Origin of the sequence: Brevibacillus sp. NL20B1, from assembly GCF_018195675.1 — a bacterium.
Taxonomy (GTDB): domain Bacteria; phylum Bacillota; class Bacilli; order Brevibacillales; family Brevibacillaceae; genus Brevibacillus; species Brevibacillus aydinogluensis.
In genome coordinates this window covers 1-21,293 of sequence record NZ_JAGTPT010000037.1, presented here as the reverse complement: position 1 = coordinate 21,293, position 21,293 = coordinate 1, and the positions used below count along the sequence as shown (strand labels likewise).

Genomic DNA, 21,293 nt, shown 5'->3' with positions numbered 1-21,293 from the left:
AGCGAATCATGCGGTTTATCGACGAAGTGTACAATTTGTACAAAGGCCACTTCAACGGCAGCGAGGAGGACATCGTCGCCATCGTCGTCGGCATCTTGGCGGAACAGTCCCGGGAGGATTTGCTCCGTCTGGTGTCGGACATGGAGGAAGAAGAGCTGTTTCAGATGCTGGCCACCTACATGATCGAAGTGATGAAGCGAAAGGTGGCGATGGAAGACGAGCTGTCTCCCTCCCCGCAGGTGCATTGAGCTTTCGCGATAACACCCTTTCTGGCTGGATGTCATAGGATGGAAGCGCACCGACAGTTGGAGACAAAGGAGGAATCTGCGATGATCGAGGTCGCACCCGTCCGTTTTGAAGAGGGAACGGCCATCGCCGTGACCGTGCGCTTGCCCAAAACCACACTGCTTGCCGTCACCACGGACAAAGGGTACATCATGTGTGGCGCGCTGGATGTCGGCTTGTTGAACGAACGACTGGCCAGCCGGGAGATCGTTGCCGGCCGCGCTGTGGGGGTCAAAACGATTGAGGAACTGCTGGACGCTCCCTTGGAATCGGTGACAGTGACGGCGGAGCGCCTGGGAATCACCCCCGGCATGATCGGTCGCGATGCCGTCCGCAAAATGTTTTAGCCTGTCCGGATGTGAAGCCTTGCGAAATGCGGAAAAAAGTCGCCTTTGTCGGCAGAGACGGAGGCGATTTTTTTGCATTTGCAAACAGGTGCCTCTTTTCGACAGGAGCGGCCTTGTTGAGAAAAACATGTAGAAGCCGATCGAATCACGTTATAATAGGGGTACTACGACGAAAGGCGAAGAATGGACATGAGATTGACCTCGATCCACAAGATTCGGCCGGGCGACACGCTGGCCCGTCCCATTTACGCGGAAAACGGAACCGTTCTGGTGGGCGCCGGTGTCGAATTGACGCAGCGCATGCTGGACAGGCTGAAACAGATGAACATCGCCACGCTGTATATACAGGACAAGCGCACGGACGACATCGTGTTGGAAACGCCTGTGTCGGAGCAGACACGGCGGGAAGCAATGAGCGTCATCCAGACCGCGTTTCGCTCGGTGCATGAGTTTCCGCACAAATGGCAGCAGGTGTTTTCGGACAAGCAGTTGGGCCGTCAACTGCGGCAGGTGTTGTCCCGGGTGTCGGACGAGTTGAGAGCCTGCCGTTCGGCGATGAACCTGCTGGCGGATGTCTGCGCCTCTGATCACTACATTTTCTCCCACTCCTTCAACGTCACGCTGTACGCCACTGCGCTGGCAATCAAATCCGGTTTTTCAGAACGAGAGGTGCTGGAGATCGGCATCGGTGCCATGATGCACGACATCGGCAAGATGGCCATTCCCGACGAAATCTTGAAAAAGCCGAACCGCCTCACCCCGGAAGAGTATGAAGTGATGAAAAAGCACGCCGAGTACGGGTTTGAACTGCTGCGCCGGCAGGAAGACATTCCGCTGCTGTCTGCCCACTGCGCGTACCAGCACCACGAACGGCTGAACGGGACAGGCTATCCGCGCCGCTTGAAGGGCGGGGAGATTCATCCGTACGCCCAGTTGGTGGCCGTTTGCGACGTGTTTGACGCGCTGACTACACACCGCATCTACCGACCGTCGCTTCTGCCCCACGAAGCGATGGAGAAGCTGTTTGCCGGGACGGAAACGTTGTTTGCCAAGCCGTTTGTGGAATGCATGCGGGACACCATTTCCCTCTACCCGCTGGGCTTGTCGGTGACGCTCAATACGGGCGAGTCGGGCGTGGTCGTCGATTCCAACAAGGGCATGCCCAGCAGGCCCATCGTCCGCATCCTCTACGACGAAAAAGGCGAGCCGGTGGCGTCGCCGTACGAATACGACCTGTCCAAGCGGCTGCAACTGATGATCGTCGCCTGCGACGGCCTGGTATGAAGCTGCGCGGGGAGTCCCTTCAAAGCCACTTTTTTCGCTTGAAAATCCAGAACATCGTCAAGCCGAGCGCGGCCATGAACGCGAGGACGAGGTAGTAGCCAAATGGGGATTTTAACTCCGGCATGTATTCGAAGTTCATCCCGTAGATGCCGGTCACGATGGTCAGCGGCATGAAAATCGTGGTCAGGGCGGTAAAAATGCGCATGATGTCGTTCGTCCGCCCGGCCACGGCGGAGTGGTACGCTTCCCGCAGGTTGCTGATCAGGTCGCGAAACGTATCGAAGCTTTCCACGATCTTGACCGCGTTTTCCAATATATCGCCGAAGTACTTCCGCAGACGGGGTTCGATCAGCGGAAGTTCTTTTGTATGCAGCGCATCGATCAGATCGCGCTGCGGCAGGAGCATCTTGCGCGCGTACAGCACTTCACTCCGCAGGCCGACGATCTGGTTCAACTGTGTCTTGTGCACGTTGAGCAGGATGTCTTCCTCCAGTTTTTCGATCAGTTCCTCGATATGTTCGACCACCTCAAAATACCGGTCCACGATCTGGTCCACCAGATGGTAGAGAAACGCGTCCGGCCGGTTCAGCTCTTCCTCCCTGACGATTTGCAGCAGACGTGAGTAGATTTCGTGGGGATGCTTGCTGACAGTGATGATGTAGTGGCTGCCCAAAAAAATGTTGACCTCTCGCAAAAAGATATCCTGGTCGCGGAATTCCGCATTGTTAATGACGATGAAATAGTGATCGTGGTAAATCTCCAGCTTGGGTCGCTGCTCCTCCTCATCCAGACAGTCGTCGATCGCCAGGTCGTGCAGCCCGAACAGCGGCTGCAGCACATCAAGGTCAAACAGGGTGGCGTCGATCCAGTAAAAGCCGACGGCGGGCGGTGTGCGTGTCTCGTCGAGGTCGTCAATCTGGGTGATCAGTCCGTTCTGTATCAGTCGAATCTTCATGAACCATGCTCCTGCCGATGGATGATGAGGGAGGGGGTGCGTTTGAGGACGCGCCGTCGCTCGGAGACTGACGGGCAGCCATGCGCGGCCAGATGCGCGTCAGGATCAGCTCGTACGCCGTCCGCAGCGCCTCTCTGCTTGGAGCGCTGCGGACGACCTGGTCCGGGTCGGACGTCTTCATGGGATACCGCCTCCTTTTTCCGATCGGTGTCACCATCAAGGGTATGACGTCACGCCCGTCCGCTTGCCGTTTTCGTGTTGACGGACAGCCCGGTTTCCTTCCTGTAGTGTGCCTCACTTTCCGCTATTTGTTTCCTTGGGGAATGCCTATTCGTCGCGTATTGACTGGACTTGATCCGATGCGAATACGCCAAACAAAATGGTTTTCAAACGATTATTTCAAACGATTATGAAACAACGGACTGACATTTTTTTGCTGCAGCGAAGACGCACGGGTTTGGAAGGCAGCATGATCGGGGTATAAGTATGTAGATGATGGTGCCAAATGGGGGTTATGGTGAAAATTACTGGAAAAAAAGGAGAGCAAAGAATGAGCAAAAGCCCATTTTCGAATTGGTTCGGCCGAAAGAGCGGCCGCAAAGACGAATCTTTTTTTCGGGACATGCGGGATAAAGGAGAAATCCTCATCGATCCGCAGTCCGAGCTGGCCAGACAATTGTCGATGATTTATTTGACCGAAGAGGATCTGGCCGTGGTCAAAGCGCTTCAGCCCTTGATTGCCCAACACATCGACAACATCGTTGACAGCTTTTATGACAAGCTGGAGCAAGAGCCGAAATTGATGTCCATCATCGAGAATAAAAGCTCGATCGAACGGCTCAAACAGACGCTGAGACGGCACATTCAGGAGATGTTCAACGGCCGGATCGACGCCGCCTATATCGAGCAGCGCAGACGGATCGCCATCGTTCACGTGAACATCGGGCTGGAACCGAAATGGTACATTGGCTCGTTTCAGAATCTGCTGGCATCGCTGATCGAGATTATGGACGATGCAATTGCGGACAAGCAGGATTTTGTCCGGGCCGTGACCGTGGTGACGAAACTCCTCAATATCGAACAACAGCTCGTGCTGGAAGAGTACGAAAATGAGCACGAGCGGATGCGGCAGGAAACGCAGCGGAAAAACGAGCAGCTTCGTCAGGTCCTGGCCCAGTCCGCCCACGAGCTGGCAGCCATTTCGGAGCAGACCAACACGTCGGTGCAGCAGCTGACGGAACAATCACGGGACGTGCTCCGCTTTGCAGAGAGCGGCACGAGCCATTCCCTGCGCGCCCAGCAGTTGTCCCAGGAAGGCAGGGAAAAGCTGGAGACCCAGCAGAAGCAGATGGAGTTGATCCAGCAAAGCGCCCAGCAGATCGCTGCGGAAATGGGCACACTGGAGGAGATTGCCGAAAAAATTCGCGGCATCGTCGACGTGGTGACCGCCATTGCCGAACAGACCAACCTGCTGGCGCTCAACGCCGCGATCGAAGCGGCTCGTGCCGGAGAACAAGGGCGCGGGTTTGCCGTCGTGGCCGACGAAGTGCGCAAATTGGCGGAACAGACGAAACAGTCCGTCTCCGGCGTGACGGAACTGATCGAAAAGACCAGCGCCCAGACGGTCAGCATGTCCGCAGTGGTCAAGGAAGTGGAGCAGATGGTGGCGTCCAGCACCGCGATGACTGCCGAGACTACCGCCTTTTTCGCGGAAATCCTGCAGGCGGTGACCGAGAGCAAAGAGCAGAGTACGCACATCCAGCAGGAACTGGAACGCTTCTTCAAGGTGATGGAAGACATCAATAAATCGGTATCGCAGGTGGCCGTCTCCGCCGACCAGCTGTCCGCGATCACGGAAGACCTGTAACGATAGCCTGTAACGACAAACAGGCACACTATGGTGCTGTTCCATGGTGTGCCTACGTGTTTTTACGCAGCAGCCGGTTCACCGTCTCCCGCCGCAGCCCGACCAACTGGCCGATCTCTTCCTGGGTGAGCAGCTCGGTCAAGGCGTAATCGCCCACGTACGTGCGAAACCAATCGGTCAACAGAGCCAGCTTGTCCGCCGGAGAGGAAGCGGTTAATTGGTCCATGCGCTGCTGGGTGAGCCGCAGCTTCATCTGGAGCTGCAATGCGATGTCCCGGTACATCAGCGGGTTTTCCTCCAGCGAGCGGTACCACTCGTCCGGAGGGATGACGTCCACGTCGCTGGTCATCAGGGCGATTGCGGTTCCGTGGTATTCCTTGTCCGACAGGAGCGAATGATGGGGAACGATTTCTCCGGGCAGCAGAATGTTGAACAGAAACGGTGAGCCGTCCTGCTGCACCCTTACTACCTTCAACAGGCCCGACTGGATGCGAAAAAGCGGTCCCCGCTCGCCCTGGCGAAACAGGACGTCCCCTTTGTGCAGCCTCATCGGCATCCCTCCGTCTCGCGTGACGGGCCTATGCCGTCAGCGGGTAGATTCAAAGAGTTCCAGCCGTTCCCCGTCCGGCCCCTCGAAAAAGATGTAGCGCGAACCGTTGGGCAGCGTCGTCGGCGCATCGTCCACAAAGGTGACGCCCAACCGTTTCAGCCGCTCGATTTCCTCGTCCAGGTTGTCCACCGTAAACGCGAGGTGGTGCACCTTGCCTTCCACCGGCAGCTCGCTGTTATAGCCGTGGATCAGTTCCAGTTCCGTCTCCGTGGTGCCGGGGAACCCCAGAAACGCCAGCGTGATCCCGGGGTTGGTGTGGACCAGCGTACCGCGGCATTCCAAGCCCACGACATCCCGGTAAAAGGCGATCGACCGCTCCAGATCCTTGACCATCAGGCCGACGTGTTCGATCTTTTTCACTGCCATGTTCATCTCTCCCCTTTTTTCCAGTCGTTTCCCTCATTGTAGACGATTTTTCCCAAAAAGTCTGTACGCGGTTTTGGGCGGCGCACGCAGGCGCTATTTTCTAGTCGGACATATTTCAACCAGAAATAATTGACATTCTTTTCGGAATTAAATTACTATTTGGAAAACGATTTGTATACAGCATACAGTATTCATGACAGGGGAAGGGTTTGAGGATCATGCCCAGGATTATTAAGCGCAGCGAGACGCTTCAGGAACAAGTGTACGAATATTTGCGGGAACAGATACTGTTTGGCGGGCTTGCACCGGGGCAGCGGTTGATCGAGGAGCGCTTGTGTGAAGAGACGGGCGTGAGCCGCAGCCCGATACGCGAAGCGATCCGCCGGCTGGAAAAGGACGGTCTGGTGGTGGTGCAGGCACAGGGAGGGGTCACGGTCTACGAGCCGACGTTCGAAGATTTTACCTCGCTGTTCGAGTGCCGTCTCCATCTGGAACCGGCGGCCGCCCGTTTTGCCGCCGAGCGCCGGACAGAAGAGGAATTGGCCGACCTGCAGGAACTGTTGGCACAAATGGCGGACATTGCCCGTGACAGCGACGCCCGCAGAACGCACGAGCTCCATTTCGCTTTTCACCAACGCATCGCGGAAGCGAGCAAAAACCCATACATGGCCAAGATCATGAACGATCTGAAGGTGCTGATTTCGTTCTACCGCAACGCCATCTTGCAGGTGCACCCGCATCGGCCGGAGACCGTCATTGCCGAGCACGGGGCGATCCTCGACGCCATTCGCAGGCGCGACGCAGACGCGGCTGCAGCGCGAATGGCTGAGCACATTACCCGCGATTTTCGCCTGTGCATGGAAACCAAACGCAGAACAATACGACAAGGAGGGGACCGATGAACGCACGAAAACCGCTGCAGGGTGTGCGCGTGCTGGAACTGGGCACACTGGTGGCCGCGCCGTTCGCCGGCAAGATTTTTGCCGAGTTCGGAGCAGAGGTGATCAAGGTGGAGCCCCCAGAGAAGGGTGACCCGCTGCGCAACTGGCGGACAATGCACCACGACACGTCCGTCTGGTGGTATGTCCAGGCACGCAACAAAAAATCGATAACCGTTGACATGCGCAAGGAAGAAGGGCAGGAGATCATCCGCTCGCTGGCCCGTGAGGTGGACATCGTCATCGAAAATTTTCGGCCCGGGACGCTGGAGAAATGGGGGCTTGGTTACGAGGTGCTGAGCGGAATCAACCCCGGGCTGATCATGGTCCGCATCTCCGGTTACGGGCAGACCGGTCCCTACAGCAGCAAGCCGGGATTCGGCAGCGTGGCGGAAGCAATCGGCGGCCTGCGTTACTTGACCGGGTTTCCCGATCGACCGCCGGTGCGGGTGGGCATCGCGATCGGCGACCTTACGGCGGGCCTGTACGCGGTGATTGGGGCGCTGATGGCGCTTCACGCCCGCAGCCGCTCGCCGGAAGGAAGAGGACAACTGGTGGACGTAGCCTTGTACGAAGCCGTGTTCAGCCTGCTGGAAGGCGTGCTGCCTGAATACGACCTGAAAGGGGTGGTGCGGGAGCGGACAGGCAGTTCGCTGCCAGGCATCGCGCCATCCAACACCTACCTGTGCGCTGACGGCAAGTACGTCGTGATCGGCGCCAATGGGGACAGCATCTTTAAGCGGCTAATGCACGCCATCGGCCGCAGCGACCTGGCGGAAGACCCCCGATACGCCACTAATCAGGGACGGGCGGAAAACGTAGCATTCATCGATCAGGTGATTGAGGAGTGGACAAAGCAGCATCCACTCCAGGAGGTGCAGCGCCGTCTGGACGAGGCGGCTGTTCCCGTTGGGCCAATCTACAGCATCGTGGAGATTGTCGAGGACGAACACTACCGGGCACGTAACATGCTGGAGGAAATCCGTCTGCCTGACGGAGAGACGGTGCTGTTTCCCGGAGTTGTCCCCAAGCTGTCGGAGACGCCCGGCGGACACGAGTGGGTGGGGCCGCGGCTGGGGGAGCACAACGAGGAAATCCTCAAGGGTCTGCTCAGACTGGATGATGCTGAGCTAGCCCGGCTGAAGGAGAAGAAAGCCATATGACGACAGACGTGACGATCATCGAAGTGGGGCCGCGTGACGGCTTGCAAAACGAACCGTGCTTCATCCCGACTGAGAAAAAGCTGCGTCTGATCGGCATGCTTGTCAATGCGGGCCTGCGCCGGATCGAGGCGGTGTCGTTTGTCCATCCGCAGCGCGTGCCCCAGATGGCCGATGCTGAAGCGGTGATGGACGGGCTCCCCCGGGTGTCCGGGGTCTCGTTTGCCGCGCTCATTCCCAATCGGAGGGGATTTGAACGGGCGGCAGCGTGCCGGCTGGACGAAATCAACTGGGTCACCTCCGCCAGTCCGGCGTTCAACCGGCACAACATCAACCAGACGATTGAGGAAAATCTGGATGCCTTCCGCGAGCTTGTTCCGCTGGTCCGGCAGGCGGGGCAGCGGATCCGTTTTTCCATCGCCACCAGTTTCGGGTGTCCGTTCTCTGGAAGGGTAGATCCGGACGTCGTGCTCCAGTTGGCCGAGCAGGCGATTGCCGCTGGTGCGGATGAGATCGGCGTCGCCGACACGATCGGCATCGCGGTTCCGGACGAAGTGTACGCGCTGTCCAGACGGCTGATCGACGCCGTAGGGACGGAGCGAATCGCGCTGCATCTGCACGACACCCGCGGCTTGGCGCTGGCAAACACGTACGCCGCTTACACGGCGGGAATCCGCAGCTTCGAGACAGCGGTCGGCGGACTGGGCGGCTGTCCGTTTGCGCCGGGCGCTGCCGGCAACGCGGCGACGGAGGATGTCGTGTACATGTTTGAACGGATGAAGGTACGTACCGGAGTAGATTTTTCCAAGCTGCTGGACGCTGCCGATTATGCCGTCAGCCTTTCCAAGCGCAAGCCGCTTGGCCGCATCCGGCTGGTTGAATCGAAAAACCGCCAATGATTAACGATTCACTGATGACCAAGGGAGGAAAACCACAATGAAAAAAAGTTGGATCAGCATATGGACGACGATCGGACTACTGGGCAGTCTGCTGGCCGGCTGCGGCGGAGCGGCGGCACCAGGGGGCACTGCGGCTGACGGCACGTCAGGCGGGCAGGTGGCATCCGCTGACGGCTACCAGGAGGCGACCATCCGTCTCGCCTACAACCTGCCGCAGGACCATCACATCGCGCGCGGGGTGGAAGAGTTCGCAAAAAAAGTGACGGAGCGCTCCGGCGGCAAGGTGAAAATCCAGGTGTATCCGGCCGGGCAACTGCTGAGCGACAAGGAAATGAACCAGGCGATCCTGACGGGCGGCGTCGAGATGGGGGTCAACTCGTCCACGCTGTGGTCGTCGGTGGTGCCGGCGATGGGTATTTTTGACGTGCCGTTCGCGTTTCCCACCTACGAGCTGGCGGGCAAGGCCCTGGCCGGACCTGTCGGACAAAAGCTGAATGCGGAGATGGAGAAGAAGGGGGCCAAAGTGCTGATGTACGCCGACTATGGCTATGCCCAATTCGCCAACAGCGTCCGCCCGCTGACCAAGCCGGAAGACTTTCACGGACTGAAAATTCGCAGCATCGGTCACATCCCGTCGGTGATGATCCAGGCGTACGGCGCGGCCCCTGTCTTTATGGGCGCAGGTGAAGTGTACATGGCGCTGCAGCGCAAGACGATCGACGGCGCCACCTCCGGCACGACAGCGATGGTGCAACGCAAGTACGACGAGGTGTCACGCTATTTGACCGTCGTCAACTACGCCTACCTGGAATTCCTGCTCGCAGTGAACAAGCAGTACTGGGACGCGCTGCCGCCCAAAACGCAGGAACTGTTGACCGAGACGGCCAGGGAGACGGAAGAGTGGATCCGCAAACAGGCAGAAGAAGAGGACAAACAGACGACCGAGCAGTTGAAACAAAGAGGCATGGACGTGTACGTGGTGCCGGAGAGCGACCTGCCGCAGTGGAAGGAAGCGGCCAAGCCCGCCTGGGACGAGTACCTGAAAACCGCCGGGGACTTGGGCAAAGAGCTGCTGGACGACGTGCAGAACATCAAGTAACCGTGCGGCAGAATGCGAGAAAGGGAGGACGCTGAATGAAATGGTTTTCTTACCTGTACCGCTGGCTGGACCGCTTGATCCTGTGGGGGGGAATTGCGGCGGGGATCCTGATCGTGGTGACGACGGGCATGATTTTTTACGAGATTGTCTCCCGTTCGCTCTTTGACGCCCCAACTGCCTGGGCCACCGAGCTGTCCGTTTACGCGATCATCGGCAGTTGTTTCATCGGGGCGGCGTACGCGGTCCGGGTAGACGCCCACATCAAGGTGGATTTGCTCCTGCACAACGTGCCGGCCGCCGCGCGGCGCTGGCTGCTGATCGTTTCCGCCCTGCTGGGGCTCGCGTTCAGCCTGCTGTTTGCCATCTTCAGCTGGGAACACGTCAAGCGGTCGATGGAGCTCGGTTTTACCTCCACCTCGCTCTTGCAGATACCCATGTACATTCCTGAAATGTTGCTGCCGATTGGCGGCACGCTGCTGAGTCTCGCCTTTCTGCTGCAGGCGGTGGACTGCATACGCGGCGGGAAAGGGGGCGAGGCGTAATGGGCCTGTTTTTTACAGGCGGCATGGCCGCACTGCTCTTGATCGGTGTGCCGGTGGCCTTTGCCCTCTCGCTGTTGGCAGCAGTCGGCCTGTACTGGTTCAATGGCGGCGTGCTGGGGCTGCACCAGATTCCCATCATCGCATACAAATCGCTGGATGACTTTACCATCAGTGCACTGCCGATGTACGTGCTGATGAGTCAGATTCTGCTCTACAGCGGCGTAGGCAGGGAGCTGTACGAAATGGCCAGCCGCTGGTTGCGTCATCTGCCGGGCGGCCTCGGGCTGGCCACACTGTTGTGCTGCGGTATCTTTTCCGCCATCTCCGGTTCCAGCGTGGCGACGGCAGTGACGATCGGCACGGTGGCAATACCCGAAATGACCACACGGGGTTATGACAAAAAAACGGTGTTGGGTCTGTTGGCGGCGGGCGGTACCTTGGGCATCCTGATCCCGCCCAGCGTCCCAATGATCATCTACGGCTCGGTCACCGGCGAATCGGTCGGCAAGCTGTTTATCGCCGGAGTCGTGCCGGGTATTGTGCTGCTGGTGATTTTTATGGTGTACGCGTCGTGGAGCATGCGCCATATCAAAGACGCGCCGGCCAGCTGGCAGGAGCGTTGGCAGGGGACGCGCAAAGCAGTCTGGGGTCTCTTGATGCCTGTTTTGATCATCGGCGGCATCTACACCGGGGTGTTCACCCCCACCGAGGCGGCTGCCGTCGGCGTAGTATTCAGCCTGCTGGTGGCGGGGATCGTCTACCGCAGCCTCACCTGGGCCAACATCAAAAACATCCTGCTGTCAACCGTCGCAACCAACGCGATGATCCTGTTCATCATCGTCGGGGCGATGCTGTTCGGCTTCATTCTCACCTCCCTGCAGATTCCGCAGGCGATGACGGAGATGGCCACCAGCCTGCCGGTCTCGAAGTGGGTCGTGTTCATCCTGATCAACCTGCTCCTGCTCGTGCTCGGATGCTTCCTGGAGACGGTCTCCATCCTGGTCATCACTCTGCCCATTTTGTATCCGATCATCACGTCTCTGGGCTTTGACCCCATCTGGTTTGCCATCATCATGGTGGTCAACATGGAGCTGGCCCTGATTACGCCGCCCGTGGGACTGAACCTGTTTGTGCTCAAGGGCATCGACCCGTCCACGCCGATCGCCCTGATTGTGCGCGGCGCGGCCCCGTACGCCGTGATCATGCTGGCGTTCATCGCGTTGTTGGCGTTTTTCCCGGAGCTAGCGACAGGACTGATTGGCCACGTGAAATAACGCTTGTACCTCCTCTGCCCCTTTCTTGAGGCCGAGGGAGTCGGTTGTCACGTGCAGACGGCAGCAGCGAAAAGCAGCATCGAGCAGCCGAGCCGAACCGCCTAAGGCAGGTTCGGCTTCTCATTTGCCCCCCTCCCGCATAGGATGTACCAACTGGGAGGTGACGGGCGTGGCGCTGTTTCGACCCCGTCGGCGATGGAGAAATCCGCTTTCGCGCACGAAAGCTTTTTTTATCGCGCTGGTCATATTTTTCGTGTTGATGATCCAGTTTCTGGTGTTTGTCGAGAAACGTCTGAAGCCGACGCTGCTGATCCTGGCGTCACAAAAGGCGGAGCAGTTGGCCAAACAGGCCATCACCGACGCGGTGACGAAGCGGATCACGCAGCAGGGTGTAGACTTCAACCAGATCGTCAAGATTGAAAAGGACAACGAGGGAAAAATTCAGGCGTACCAGTTCAATTTCAAGGAGTATTCGCGGATTGTGGGGGAAACCACGTCCCGCGTACAGCAGCGATTGAGGGAATTGGAAGACGAAAAAGTGGATCGGTACATCCCCCTCGGATTGGCGACGGGCAACAGCTTCCTGGCGCAGATGGGGCCGGAACTTCCCGTCACTTTTGTGCCGATCGGAGCGGTAAAGACGCGCCTTAATACGGAGATGAAAGAAGCGGGGATCAACATGGTCCTGGTCACGGTGTACATCTACGTCGAAGTCGATTTACGGATCGTCATCCCGTTTGCCACCGACCAGAAGACGGTGACCACCAAAATTCCGATTACTCACTCGCTCGTCATCGGCGACGTGCCGCAGTACCTGTACAACAATCCTGACGGAAAACCGGACGTGCCAAGACCGGATGATCAGCCGGACGACATGCCGTAAGGAGAAGCACGACGAGTCAATTACCGAAAAAAGTGTTGGACCCGTCTGAATATGTGGTATAATGCCCATAACTGAATACCAACCTTCAGGGCAGGGTGAAATTCCCGACCGGCGGTGATGACGAACGCACGTCTCAGCCCGCGACTCGCTTTTGGCTTTAGGCCGACAGCGACTGACTTGGTGAAATTCCAAGGCCGACGGTACAGTCCGGATGGGAGAAGGTATTTGGTGAGCCTGTGCATCCGTTTGTTGAAAAAACGGACAGCAACAGGCTTATTCCCCTATGCCCTGATCCGACATCAGGGCATTTTTTGTTGGGGCGAAAACGAAGCGGGAAAGGAGCGCACGATGGAACACGACACACGATTCATGGCACTGGCGCTGCAGCTGGCGCGTTCCGCCGCGGGACAGACCAGCCCCAATCCGCTGGTGGGGGCCGTGGTGGTAAAAGACGGCGAGGTCGTCGGCATGGGCGCCCACCTGAAAGCGGGCGAGCCGCATGCGGAGGTGCACGCGCTGCGGATGGCCGGCGAACGGGCAAGAGGAGCCACCTTGTACGTCACGCTGGAGCCGTGCAGCCATTACGGACGTACGCCTCCCTGCGCCGATGCAGTCATCCAGGCGGGGATCAGCCGTGTGGTGGTGGCCGTGCTGGACCCCAATCCACAGGTGGCGGGGCAGGGGGTGTCCCGCCTGATCGATGCTGGCGTAGAGGTCACCGTCGGCATTGGGGAGACGGAGGCGCGGCGGCTCAACGAAGTCTTTTTCCACTACATCACCACCCGGCGACCGTTCGTCACCGTGAAGACGGCGAGCACTTTGGACGGCAAAATCGCCACCGTGACGGGGCACAGCCGCTGGATCACGGGAGAGGAAGCGCGCGGGCAGGTGCACGAACTGCGCCGGCAAACCGACGCGATTCTCGTCGGGGTTGGGACGGTAATCGCCGACGACCCCGAGCTGACCGCCCGGACGTCGGGCAGGGTGACAGGACGTCAGCCGGTGCGGGTCATTTTGGACAGGCAGCTGCGCACACCGCTGGATGCCCGCGTGGTGAATGACGGCAAGGCGCCGACGTGGATTGTCACCTCGGCGGATGCGCCGGCAGTGAAGCGGGCGGCGCTGGAGGAGCGCGGCGTGACGGTAATCGTGCCGGACGGATTGGTCACGGTGGAGAGGGTGCTGGACGAATTGGGAGCGCGCGGCATCACCTCGCTGTTGGTAGAAGGCGGTGCGGAGGTAAACGGTTCGTTTCTGGGCGCGCGGGCGGTCCAAAAGATCGTCGCCTACCTCTCCATGAAGCTGGTCGGCGGCGCCGGCGCCCCCACTCCGTTTGGCGGCCAGGGGCTGGAACGGATGGACGAGGCGGTGCAGCTGGCCGATGTCGAGTGGGAGCAGGTGGGACCGCACGACCTGCGGATCACCGGTTACCCCGTCTGGGATGCGCAATCGTGAGAAACGAGGAGGAGTGCGACGCCATGTTTACCGGACTGGTAGAAGAAGTGGGCGTAGTGGAGAGCGTGACGGGTGACGGCAAGGCATGCCGCATGGTGATCCGTGCCGAACGGGTGCTGGAAGGTGTCCGCATCGGCGACAGCATTGCCGTCAACGGTGTCTGCCTGACCGTAACATCTCATAGCGATCGTCACTTCAGTGTGGACGTAATGCCGGAGACCCTGAACAAAACCAGTTTGCGGCAGGCAAAACGGGGGCAGATCGTCAACCTGGAGCGGGCGATGAGGCTGGGGGACCGCTTTGGCGGCCACATCGTCTCCGGCCACGTGGACGGGACGGGAACCATTCTCTCGCGCCACCCGCATGCCAACGCGGTGCTGTTTCGGATCGGAGCGGAGCCGGATCTGCTCAAATACGTGGTGCCGCGCGGCTCAATCTGCCTGGACGGCATCAGCCTGACGGTCGTCGATGTGGACGCGGAAAGCTTTTCCGTCTCCATCATCCCGCACACCTTGGTCCACACCAATCTGCGGGACAAGCAGATCAGGGATCCGGTCAACCTCGAAGCGGACGTCATCGGCAAGTACGTGGAGCGACTGCTGGCGTGGCGCTCTGAACAGCCGCAGCAGGAGCGGCGGACGGGGCTTACGCCGGAGTTTTTGCGAGAGCACGGGTTCCTCTGATGGAATCGACGGGTGCTGTCAAAACAGAAGGGAGGGAACCGATCATGTTCCATGCCATAGAAGAAGCGCTGGAAGACTTGAAACGGGGAAAAGCGGTGATCGTCGTGGATGACGAGGACCGGGAAAACGAAGGGGATTTCGTCTGCCTGGCGGAAGCGGCCACGCCGGAGATGATCAATTTCATGGTGACGCACGGACGCGGCCTCGTCTGCGTGCCGATCACGGACGAACACGCCGCCCGGCTAAAGCTCAAGCCGATGGTGGAGGCCAATACCGACCGGCAGGGGACGGCGTTTACCGTCTCCATCGACGAAGCCGGCACCCATACGGGCATCTCCGCTCACGAGCGCTCGCGCACGGTGCTGGCGATGCTGGACGATCGAAAAACGGCGGACGATTTTCGGCGCCCGGGCCATATCTTTCCGCTGATCGCCAAACCGGGCGGCGTTCTGCGCCGGGCCGGCCACACCGAGGCAGCCGTCGATCTGGCCCGGCTGGCGGGTGCATTTCCCGCCGGGGTGATCTGCGAAATCATGAACGAGGACGGGACAATGGCCCGCCTGCCCCAACTGGCCGAGATCGCCGAACGTTTTGATCTCAAACTGATCACCATCGCCGACCTGATCCGCTACCGGATGCGGACGGAGCGGCTGGTCAAACGGGAAATCGAGGTGAAGCTGCCCACCGAATACGGCGACTTCCGCATCGCCGCCTACACCAACGAACTGGACGGCAAAGAACACGTGGCGGTGATCAAGGGCGAGATCACGCCGGACGAACCGGTACTGGTGCGGGTCCACTCCGAGTGCCTGACCGGCGATATATTCGGCTCGCACCGCTGCGATTGCGGCCCGCAACTGCACGCCGCCCTGCGGCAGATCGAAGCGGAAGGGCGGGGCGTTCTCCTGTACATGCGGCAGGAGGGGCGCGGCATCGGCCTGATCAACAAGCTGCGCGCCTACAAGCTGCAGGAGGACGGCTACGACACCGTGGAAGCAAACGAAAAGCTGGGATTCCCCGCCGACCTGCGCGACTACGGGATCGGGGCGCAAATTCTGCGCGATCTGGGCGTGAAACGCATGCGGCTGTTGACCAACAACCCGCGAAAAATCCGCGGCCTCAGCGGCTACGGACTGGAAGTGGCGGAGCGCGTGCCGATACAGATACCCGCCCATCCGCACAACAAGCGGTACCTGGCCGTCAAACACGAGAAGCTGGGTCACCTGCTCCAACTTTGAATAAGGAGTGAACAACCATGAAAGTGTTCGAGGGAAATCTGGTAGGAACGGGTCTGCGCGTAGGCATTGTGGCAGCCCGGTTTAACGAATTGATTGTCAGCAAACTGCTCGGCGGCGCGCTGGACGCGCTGAAGCGGCACGGCGTGGAGGATGCAAACGTCGACGTGGCCTGGGTGCCGGGGGCTTTTGAGATTCCGCTGATCGCCAAGAAAATGGCGGAGTCCGGCCGCTACGACGCCGTCGTCACGCTTGGCGCGGTGATTCGCGGGGCGACGCCTCACTTTGATTACGTGTGCAGCGAATGCGCCAAAGGGGTGGCGTCCATTTCCCTGGCTACCGGCGTTCCCGTGATTTTTGGCGTGCTGACAACAGACTCGATCGAGCAGGCGATCGAGCGGGCCGGCACCAAAGCAGGCAACAAAGGATGGGAAGCGGCTGCGGCTGCCATCGAAATGGCCAACCTGAAACGTCAGTTCGCCTAATAAGGCAAAAAAGGGCGTCCGCTATTCCCGCAGACGCTTCCACTCCCGCCAGGCTGCCAAAAGGGCCTGGCGGTTCCATTTTCGTTCCCTGCCGAACAGGGCTTTGATCAGCCCGACAAACATCGTCTCCTGCTCCTCGGTGTAGGGATACCAGTTGACCTCCCGTTTTTGCCTGCCGGGATCGTGTATGACGGAGACGGCGTGGGTGAACGCGCGCAAGCCTTCCGGACCGCGGTAGCGGCCAATGCCGCTCTGCTTCACGCCGCCAAAGGGCAGATGCGGGTTGGCGAAGCTGACCAGGCAGTCGTTGATGCAGACGTTGCCGGTTTCCAGCTGGAGGGCGACCCGCTTGGCCTTTGTTTCGTCCTGCGACCAGACGGACGCGTTCAGCCCGTACGGCGAGTCGTTCGCCAGACGGATCGCTTCAGCCTCGGAGGAAAAGGACATGATCGGCAGGACGGGGCCAAACGTCTCCTCACGCATGATTTTCATCGCGTGCGTCACGCCCGTCAGGACGGTCGGGGACAGAAACATCCCGTCTTCGTCAAAGCGGCCTCCGATCTCCACCACGGCTCCCTTGGCGATGGCGTCGGCCACGTGGTCCCGGACAATCTCGGCCTGCCGGGGAAAGGTCATCGAGCCGATGTCGGCCTGTCGGGGAAAACCTTGGCGCAGCGCTGCCGTCTTCGCCTTGACCAGCTCCACGAACTGCGGGTATACGCTTTGCTCGACGTAGAGACGCTCGACGGACATGCAGACCTGTCCCGCGTTGGTAAACGCGCCCCAGACGGCGGCATTGGCGGCCCGCTCCAAATGGGCGTCGGCAAAGACGATCATCGGGTCCTTGCCGCCCAGTTCCAGCTCTACCGGGATCAGATATTCCGCGGCCTGCTTCATGATGGCGCGGCCCGTCGCCGCCGAGCCGGTGAAGAAAATTTTGTCCGGCCTGGCAGCAACCAGCGCCTGCCCCACCTCCCTGCCGCCGTGAAGCACCTGGATGACGCCCTCGGGGAAGCCGATGGTCCGGAACAGTTCTTCCATGACCAGGCCGGTGTACGGCGTGACTTCCGACGGCTTCAAGAGGACCGTGTTGCCGGCCGCCAGCGCGGAAAGGGCAGGAATGACAGAAAGCTGGAACGGGTAATTCCACGGCGAAATGACGGCGACCACGCCCAGCGGTTTGTAGTGGATGGACGACCGTTTCGGCCACAGCACCAGCGGCGTGGGCACCCGTCTGGGGGACAGCATGCGCTTCGCGTGCTTTTCGTAGAAACGGATCGTGTCGGCCGTGATAAAGATTTCCGTCATGAGCGCTTCCAGCGTAGGTTTTCCGGTGTCAGCGCTGATTTTTCCCGCCAGCGTTTCTGCCTGCTCCGCCAGGCAGTGGCGCAGTCGAGTCAGGTAGTGGAGCCGCTCCGGAAGCGGCAGCGCTGACCAACCGGGAAACGCTTGCCTGGCTCGCTCCATCGCCAGGCGCACCTCGTCTGGCGTCGCTTCCGCCAATTCGCCGAGGATTTCGCCGGTGGCCGGATTTTGCATCGTGAGAACGCCCATGGCGTATCACCTCTTACGGTTGTCCAGTTTTTTCTGTTTCCATTGTATGTAGGACAGGAAAGGGCTGTCAAAAAAAGAAGCGGCTGCTCACCGCTTCTTCTCAGCGTGTAGACAAAGTCTGCGGCGCATGGGAGATCGGGCCCGCTTGCTCGCTTGACGCCCAGCACAGAAGCGAATGATGTCCGCTCCAAAACGAGACGCGGGCAGGGGACAAACATCTGGGTATTTCGAGGAAGTGAGACTTGTGTCCCCTGTTGGTCCCCGCGTCTTCGTTTTTCCGCTGAGTCGGTCGTCAAAGGAGCTCGCTTGGCCCATCCCGCCATGCGATGCCCATTGTCTTTTCGCTTCGGTTGATGAATAGGCTGGCCTTTCGGCCTGGGAATCATTTTTGTGGCCGCTAACTCAATGAACCGTTTGTCTTCAGTCTGAGAAGAAGCGGCTGCTCACCGCTTCTTCTTTTTGCTGTACATTTGCCGCTCCCAGCGTTTCAGATAGGGATACGGGTCAAACGCCCATTCGCTGTAGCCTCTGTCCCGGTACATGCCGTAGTGCAGGTGGGGGGGAAACTTGCCGGATGTACCCGGTTTGCCGTAGCCGGAACTGCCGACGTAGCCCAGCACTTCTCCCGGTTCGACGATGTCTCCCGGCTTCAGCCCCTTTCGGAACGAGGAAAGGTGGGCAAAGTAGTGATAGATGTTGTTCATGTCGCGCATGCCGATGCGCCACCCGCCGTACCGGTTCCAGCCGACCACTTCGATTACGCCGTACCCTGTGCTAAGCACGGGTGTCCCGTATCCGGCAAAGATGTCCGTCCCTTCATGGATGCGTCGCCCGCCCCAGCCGCGCGGATCGCCCCATGTGCTGTGGTAGCTGTAGTTGTACCGTTTGGGGATGGGGAAGTGGTGGTCGTGCAGATCCAGCCGCTGGTACTTGTTGTACACGGCGGCAAACTGGGTGATGGTCTTGACCGCCCAATCCCACTTGTAATAGGCCCACAAGCCGATGCGCCAGTCGTCATGCTGGAAGCCGTACGAGGCGAGGAAGCGGATCATCGCCGCAAGCACGTCCATGTCGTTGTTGCGGTCCGCTTTTCCGTCCCCGTCCCCGTCTGCTCCGATTCCGCCAAAAAAGCGGATGGATACCGGGTCCGTGTCGTCATCCTCAGGATTCAGCTCTCCACACCACCGGGCAGGGGGAATGTTAATTGCGGTCAAGCGCCGCTGCTGCTCCTTTTCAGGGGAATCCTGTTTGGTCCGTCTCTGCATGCTTCGTTCGTATTGATCAATGGCCGCCAAATACGGCCAGGGGATACCGTAGACCAGTTCCATCTGCTGGAACAACTCCAGCCGCTCCTTGAAGATGGAATCGTCCTGTGTGCCGGACGAGACAGAGGAAGCAGCGGTTGCAGCGGAAGACAGCAGACAGGTGGAAACTGTCAAACACAAGCTGATCTGAACGATTAGGCGGAAAACAAACATTTTGTCTCCCTCCAGCCAGGTAGTTTCTCGTTGTAGTTTCTGCCAGCCTGGCCGCATTATCCGCATTACTTTTTGCCAAATGGCATACGCAAACGGCAGGCGCTGCAAGCTGGATTGGTGTATGATGCAAGAAAAGGAATCGTGCCAAAAGGAGGGGTGATGATGAAACTGGTCATACGCAGCGAACGGCCGCTGTTTTTGCGCGAACTGGCCGAACCGCTGATGCGCCTTATGCCCGCCGGGGGAACGGACCGTTTCTCCGCAGACGAACACGCGGCGGCCATCCTGCAACGCGCAGCGTTGTACCGCTCGTTTTGCCGGGAGGACGACTGGGCGGCGGAAGAGAAAGCGCTGCGGACACTGACGACACTCCTGCCGGCAAACGATCATCGTCTCCAACTGGGGATACAGTGCCTGCCCGTCCCTGCCGGTCTGCCTGTTCCGCTGTTGACACTGCTTGAGGGCTGGATGATCCGCGAAGAGAACTGGCCGCCAGAAAAGTTCTCCCCGCTTGCCATGCTGTGGCTCAAGGCAGTGGGCGCCCGGCCGCTTGCCCGGCTTGACGGCCGGATTACGCAGGTGGAGTACGGGGAAGGAGTGGCGGTGATCCGGCTGGAGAGCGATACGCGGGGGAACGGGAGCGACGTGCCTGTCGTCAAGGAACGGCGGCAGCACGAAGAGGAACACATTGACGAAGGAATGTACCTGCTCCAGGCCAACCTGGACGACAGCAGTCCCGAGTGGCTGTCCCATGTGTTGGACAGGCTGTTGGCAGCGGGAGCCAACGATGTCCACTTTTTGCCTGCGACGATGAAAAAGAGCCGTCCAGGCGTGCTGCTGCAGGCATTGTGCTACGGCAGCCGGCTGAACGAGCTGAAATCCATCCTGTTTCGGGAGACGACCACCTTTGGCGTTCGCTATTTCCCCGTTTCCTGTCACAGGCTGGCGCGCCGTGTCGTGACCGTGACCACCGAGTGGGGAGACGTGCCGGTCAAGCTGGGCTACCATCGGGGTGAGCGGGTGCAGGCGGCGCCGGAATACGATGTCTGCGCCCGGTTGGCAAAGCAGGCCGGAGTGCCGCTGAAACAGGTGTACCAGCAGGCGCTGCTGCTGGCGGAATCTGCACAGGCACAGTCCAGGCAGGAGGAAACAGGCTGCGTGGAGAAATGGAAAAGGGAGGAAGAGTTTCCTCAGAAAGACGCAGGGAGGCTGTGCGATGAGTAAAAAGGTGTTAATTGTCACCGGTGACGCGGTGGAGGCACTGGAAGTCTTTTATCCGTACTACCGCTGCCTGGAAGAGGGATTTGAAGCGGTGATCGCTTCCCCCGCCAAAAAGACGCTGCACACGGTCTGTCACGATTTTGAAGCACACAGCGAGACGTACACGGAAAAACCCGCCTACCAGCTGTCTTCCCACGTCGCGTTTGCCGACGTCAGGGCGGAAGAGTACGACGGCCTGATCATTCCCGGGGGACGGGCGCCGGAGTACATCAGGCTGAACGAACACTTAAAGCCGATCCTCGCCCACTTCTTTGAAGCAAACAAGCCGGTCGCGGTAATCTGCCACGGCTCGCAAGTCCTGACTCTGGTCAAGGAACACCTGCGCGGCCGGGAATTGACCGCCTACCAGGCATGCCGTCCCGATGTGGAAGCGTGCGGCGCCGTTTACAAGACCGACACGCTGCACGTGCACGGCAATCTGGTATCGGCTCACGCCTGGCCGGATCTGCCAGGGTTCATGCGCGAGTTTATTCGCCTGCTCCGCTAGTGAAAAAACGACAGCCTTGTCCGCTGACAAGCGGGCAAGGCTGTTTCAGCGTGTAGACAAAGTCCGTGGCACATGGGTGATCGGGCCGGCTCGCTCTCTTGACGACCAGCAAAGAAGTTGGCGGCA

General features: G+C 59.5%; 23 protein-coding genes and 1 riboswitch. Of the genes, 17 read left to right on the top strand and 6 right to left on the bottom strand.

The window, feature by feature from the left end:
- Positions 1-8 precede the first annotated feature (8 nt).
- From KDN35_RS18885 to KDN35_RS18875, 3 genes are all read left to right on the top strand, one after another.
- Positions 9-248 (top strand): DUF6154 family protein, encoded by a 240-nt coding sequence (locus KDN35_RS18885; RefSeq protein WP_171566886.1) that lies wholly within the window; start codon positions 9-11, stop codon positions 246-248.
- 81 nt (positions 249-329) lie between these two features.
- Entirely contained in the window at positions 330-632 is a 303-nt protein-coding gene (locus KDN35_RS18880) for a YunC family protein (protein WP_171566887.1), read from the top strand.
- A gap of 189 nt (positions 633-821) precedes the next feature.
- A complete protein-coding gene (locus tag KDN35_RS18875) occupies positions 822-1,916 on the top strand; it encodes an HD-GYP domain-containing protein (RefSeq protein WP_171566888.1) in 1,095 nt (364 codons plus the stop codon).
- Positions 1,917-1,935: 19 nt separating this feature from the next.
- Here the strand turns inward: KDN35_RS18875 and corA are convergent, their stop codons facing one another.
- Together corA and KDN35_RS18865 are read right to left on the bottom strand one after the other, a co-directional pair.
- Positions 1,936-2,871 (bottom strand): magnesium/cobalt transporter CorA, encoded by a 936-nt coding sequence (gene corA, locus KDN35_RS18870; RefSeq protein WP_171566889.1) that lies wholly within the window; start codon positions 2,869-2,871, stop codon positions 1,936-1,938.
- A complete protein-coding gene (locus KDN35_RS18865; protein WP_171566890.1) occupies positions 2,828-3,052 on the bottom strand; it encodes a hypothetical protein in 225 nt (74 codons plus the stop codon). The genes corA and KDN35_RS18865 overlap by 44 nt, the downstream gene beginning before the upstream one ends.
- 441 nt (positions 3,053-3,493) lie before the next feature.
- Between KDN35_RS18865 and KDN35_RS18860 the strand changes: the two genes are divergently transcribed.
- Positions 3,494-4,738, top strand: coding sequence for a globin-coupled sensor protein (locus tag KDN35_RS18860; protein WP_249179201.1), 1,245 nt, complete (start codon positions 3,494-3,496; stop codon positions 4,736-4,738).
- Positions 4,739-4,790: 52 nt separating this feature from the next.
- On the opposite strand, the gene KDN35_RS18855 is transcribed toward KDN35_RS18860, so the two are convergent.
- On the bottom strand, positions 4,791-5,288 hold the full coding sequence (locus tag KDN35_RS18855) for a Crp/Fnr family transcriptional regulator (protein WP_171566892.1): 498 nt from the start codon (positions 5,286-5,288) through the stop codon (positions 4,791-4,793).
- Between the two features lie 36 nt (positions 5,289-5,324).
- On the bottom strand, positions 5,325-5,714 hold the full coding sequence (locus KDN35_RS18850) for a VOC family protein (RefSeq protein ID WP_171566893.1): 390 nt from the start codon (positions 5,712-5,714) through the stop codon (positions 5,325-5,327).
- A 218-nt stretch (positions 5,715-5,932) separates the two neighbouring features.
- Here KDN35_RS18850 and KDN35_RS18845 point away from each other — a divergent pair, with 218 nt between their 5' ends.
- From KDN35_RS18845 to ribH, 11 genes are all read left to right on the top strand, one after another.
- Positions 5,933-6,616 carry a GntR family transcriptional regulator gene (locus tag KDN35_RS18845; protein ID WP_171566894.1) on the top strand — a complete coding sequence of 228 codons (684 nt, stop codon included), beginning with the start codon at positions 5,933-5,935 and terminating at the stop codon, positions 6,614-6,616.
- Positions 6,613-7,815, top strand: coding sequence for a CaiB/BaiF CoA transferase family protein (locus KDN35_RS18840; RefSeq protein WP_171566895.1), 1,203 nt, complete (start codon positions 6,613-6,615; stop codon positions 7,813-7,815). Before KDN35_RS18845 ends, KDN35_RS18840 begins: the two co-directional genes overlap by 4 nt.
- Positions 7,812-8,711: a hydroxymethylglutaryl-CoA lyase gene (locus tag KDN35_RS18835; protein WP_171566896.1), complete on the top strand. Its 900-nt coding sequence runs from the start codon at positions 7,812-7,814 to the stop codon at positions 8,709-8,711. Before KDN35_RS18840 ends, KDN35_RS18835 begins: the two co-directional genes overlap by 4 nt.
- 37 nt (positions 8,712-8,748) lie before the next feature.
- The gene (locus tag KDN35_RS18830; protein WP_171566897.1) at positions 8,749-9,810 is read left to right on the top strand and encodes a TRAP transporter substrate-binding protein; all 1,062 of its coding nucleotides are present in this window, start codon (positions 8,749-8,751) and stop codon (positions 9,808-9,810) included.
- A 35-nt stretch (positions 9,811-9,845) separates the two neighbouring features.
- Entirely contained in the window at positions 9,846-10,352 is a 507-nt protein-coding gene (locus KDN35_RS18825) for a TRAP transporter small permease (protein ID WP_171566898.1), read from the top strand.
- On the top strand, positions 10,352-11,626 hold the full coding sequence (locus tag KDN35_RS18820; RefSeq protein ID WP_171566899.1) for a TRAP transporter large permease: 1,275 nt from the start codon (positions 10,352-10,354) through the stop codon (positions 11,624-11,626). Before KDN35_RS18825 ends, KDN35_RS18820 begins: the two co-directional genes overlap by 1 nt.
- Positions 11,627-11,786: 160 nt before the next feature.
- Positions 11,787-12,509 (top strand): sporulation protein YunB, encoded by a 723-nt coding sequence (gene yunB / locus KDN35_RS18815; RefSeq protein WP_171566900.1) that lies wholly within the window; start codon positions 11,787-11,789, stop codon positions 12,507-12,509.
- A gap of 77 nt (positions 12,510-12,586) precedes the next feature.
- Positions 12,587-12,736, top strand: a riboswitch (FMN riboswitch).
- 121 nt (positions 12,737-12,857) lie between these two features.
- Positions 12,858-13,964 carry a bifunctional diaminohydroxyphosphoribosylaminopyrimidine deaminase/5-amino-6-(5-phosphoribosylamino)uracil reductase RibD gene (gene ribD / locus KDN35_RS18810; protein WP_212133601.1) on the top strand — a complete coding sequence of 369 codons (1,107 nt, stop codon included), beginning with the start codon at positions 12,858-12,860 and terminating at the stop codon, positions 13,962-13,964.
- Between the two features lie 23 nt (positions 13,965-13,987).
- The gene (locus KDN35_RS18805; RefSeq protein WP_171566929.1) at positions 13,988-14,647 is read left to right on the top strand and encodes a riboflavin synthase; all 660 of its coding nucleotides are present in this window, start codon (positions 13,988-13,990) and stop codon (positions 14,645-14,647) included.
- A 44-nt stretch (positions 14,648-14,691) separates the two neighbouring features.
- Entirely contained in the window at positions 14,692-15,885 is a 1,194-nt protein-coding gene (locus KDN35_RS18800; RefSeq protein ID WP_171566902.1) for a bifunctional 3,4-dihydroxy-2-butanone-4-phosphate synthase/GTP cyclohydrolase II, read from the top strand.
- Between the two features lie 17 nt (positions 15,886-15,902).
- Positions 15,903-16,367: a 6,7-dimethyl-8-ribityllumazine synthase gene (gene ribH / locus KDN35_RS18795; RefSeq protein WP_212133590.1), complete on the top strand. Its 465-nt coding sequence runs from the start codon at positions 15,903-15,905 to the stop codon at positions 16,365-16,367.
- A gap of 21 nt (positions 16,368-16,388) precedes the next feature.
- On the opposite strand, the gene KDN35_RS18790 is transcribed toward ribH, so the two are convergent.
- Positions 16,389-17,921, bottom strand: coding sequence for an aldehyde dehydrogenase family protein (locus KDN35_RS18790; protein ID WP_212133588.1), 1,533 nt, complete (start codon positions 17,919-17,921; stop codon positions 16,389-16,391).
- 443 nt (positions 17,922-18,364) lie between these two features.
- Positions 18,365-19,399 carry a M23 family metallopeptidase gene (locus tag KDN35_RS18785; RefSeq protein WP_171566905.1) on the bottom strand — a complete coding sequence of 345 codons (1,035 nt, stop codon included), beginning with the start codon at positions 19,397-19,399 and terminating at the stop codon, positions 18,365-18,367.
- A gap of 162 nt (positions 19,400-19,561) precedes the next feature.
- Between KDN35_RS18785 and larC2 the strand changes: the two genes are divergently transcribed.
- Both larC2 and KDN35_RS18775 read left to right on the top strand, forming a co-directional pair.
- Entirely contained in the window at positions 19,562-20,623 is a 1,062-nt protein-coding gene (gene larC2 / locus KDN35_RS18780) for a nickel pincer cofactor biosynthesis protein LarC2 (protein ID WP_212133586.1), read from the top strand.
- Positions 20,616-21,167 carry a DJ-1/PfpI family protein gene (locus tag KDN35_RS18775; RefSeq protein WP_171566907.1) on the top strand — a complete coding sequence of 184 codons (552 nt, stop codon included), beginning with the start codon at positions 20,616-20,618 and terminating at the stop codon, positions 21,165-21,167. Before larC2 ends, KDN35_RS18775 begins: the two co-directional genes overlap by 8 nt.
- Positions 21,168-21,293: the final 126 nt, after the last annotated feature.

Bases quoted from the DNA above. Each gene is read 5' to 3' on its own strand.
- KDN35_RS18835 (WP_171566896.1), top strand. From the start codon at position 7,812: ATGACGACAGACGTGACGATCATCGAAGTGGGGCCGCGTGACGGCTTG.
- KDN35_RS18785 (WP_171566905.1), bottom strand. From the start codon at position 19,399: ATGTTTGTTTTCCGCCTAATCGTTCAGATCAGCTTGTGTTTGACAGTT.
- KDN35_RS18805 (WP_171566929.1), top strand. From the start codon at position 13,988: ATGTTTACCGGACTGGTAGAAGAAGTGGGCGTAGTGGAGAGCGTGACG.
- KDN35_RS18790 (WP_212133588.1), bottom strand. From the start codon at position 17,921: ATGGGCGTTCTCACGATGCAAAATCCGGCCACCGGCGAAATCCTCGGC.
- larC2 (WP_212133586.1), top strand. From the start codon at position 19,562: ATGAAACTGGTCATACGCAGCGAACGGCCGCTGTTTTTGCGCGAACTG.
- KDN35_RS18800 (WP_171566902.1), top strand. From the start codon at position 14,692: ATGTTCCATGCCATAGAAGAAGCGCTGGAAGACTTGAAACGGGGAAAA.
- KDN35_RS18855 (WP_171566892.1), bottom strand. From the start codon at position 5,288: ATGAGGCTGCACAAAGGGGACGTCCTGTTTCGCCAGGGCGAGCGGGGA.
- KDN35_RS18825 (WP_171566898.1), top strand. From the start codon at position 9,846: ATGAAATGGTTTTCTTACCTGTACCGCTGGCTGGACCGCTTGATCCTG.
- corA (WP_171566889.1), bottom strand. From the start codon at position 2,871: ATGAAGATTCGACTGATACAGAACGGACTGATCACCCAGATTGACGAC.
- KDN35_RS18820 (WP_171566899.1), top strand. From the start codon at position 10,352: ATGGGCCTGTTTTTTACAGGCGGCATGGCCGCACTGCTCTTGATCGGT.
- KDN35_RS18875 (WP_171566888.1), top strand. From the start codon at position 822: ATGAGATTGACCTCGATCCACAAGATTCGGCCGGGCGACACGCTGGCC.
- ribH (WP_212133590.1), top strand. From the start codon at position 15,903: ATGAAAGTGTTCGAGGGAAATCTGGTAGGAACGGGTCTGCGCGTAGGC.
- KDN35_RS18885 (WP_171566886.1), top strand. From the start codon at position 9: ATGCGGTTTATCGACGAAGTGTACAATTTGTACAAAGGCCACTTCAAC.
- KDN35_RS18850 (WP_171566893.1), bottom strand. From the start codon at position 5,714: ATGGCAGTGAAAAAGATCGAACACGTCGGCCTGATGGTCAAGGATCTG.
- KDN35_RS18865 (WP_171566890.1), bottom strand. From the start codon at position 3,052: ATGAAGACGTCCGACCCGGACCAGGTCGTCCGCAGCGCTCCAAGCAGA.
- KDN35_RS18880 (WP_171566887.1), top strand. From the start codon at position 330: ATGATCGAGGTCGCACCCGTCCGTTTTGAAGAGGGAACGGCCATCGCC.
- KDN35_RS18830 (WP_171566897.1), top strand. From the start codon at position 8,749: ATGAAAAAAAGTTGGATCAGCATATGGACGACGATCGGACTACTGGGC.
- ribD (WP_212133601.1), top strand. From the start codon at position 12,858: ATGGAACACGACACACGATTCATGGCACTGGCGCTGCAGCTGGCGCGT.
- KDN35_RS18845 (WP_171566894.1), top strand. From the start codon at position 5,933: ATGCCCAGGATTATTAAGCGCAGCGAGACGCTTCAGGAACAAGTGTAC.
- KDN35_RS18775 (WP_171566907.1), top strand. From the start codon at position 20,616: ATGAGTAAAAAGGTGTTAATTGTCACCGGTGACGCGGTGGAGGCACTG.
- KDN35_RS18860 (WP_249179201.1), top strand. From the start codon at position 3,494: ATGCGGGATAAAGGAGAAATCCTCATCGATCCGCAGTCCGAGCTGGCC.
- KDN35_RS18840 (WP_171566895.1), top strand. From the start codon at position 6,613: ATGAACGCACGAAAACCGCTGCAGGGTGTGCGCGTGCTGGAACTGGGC.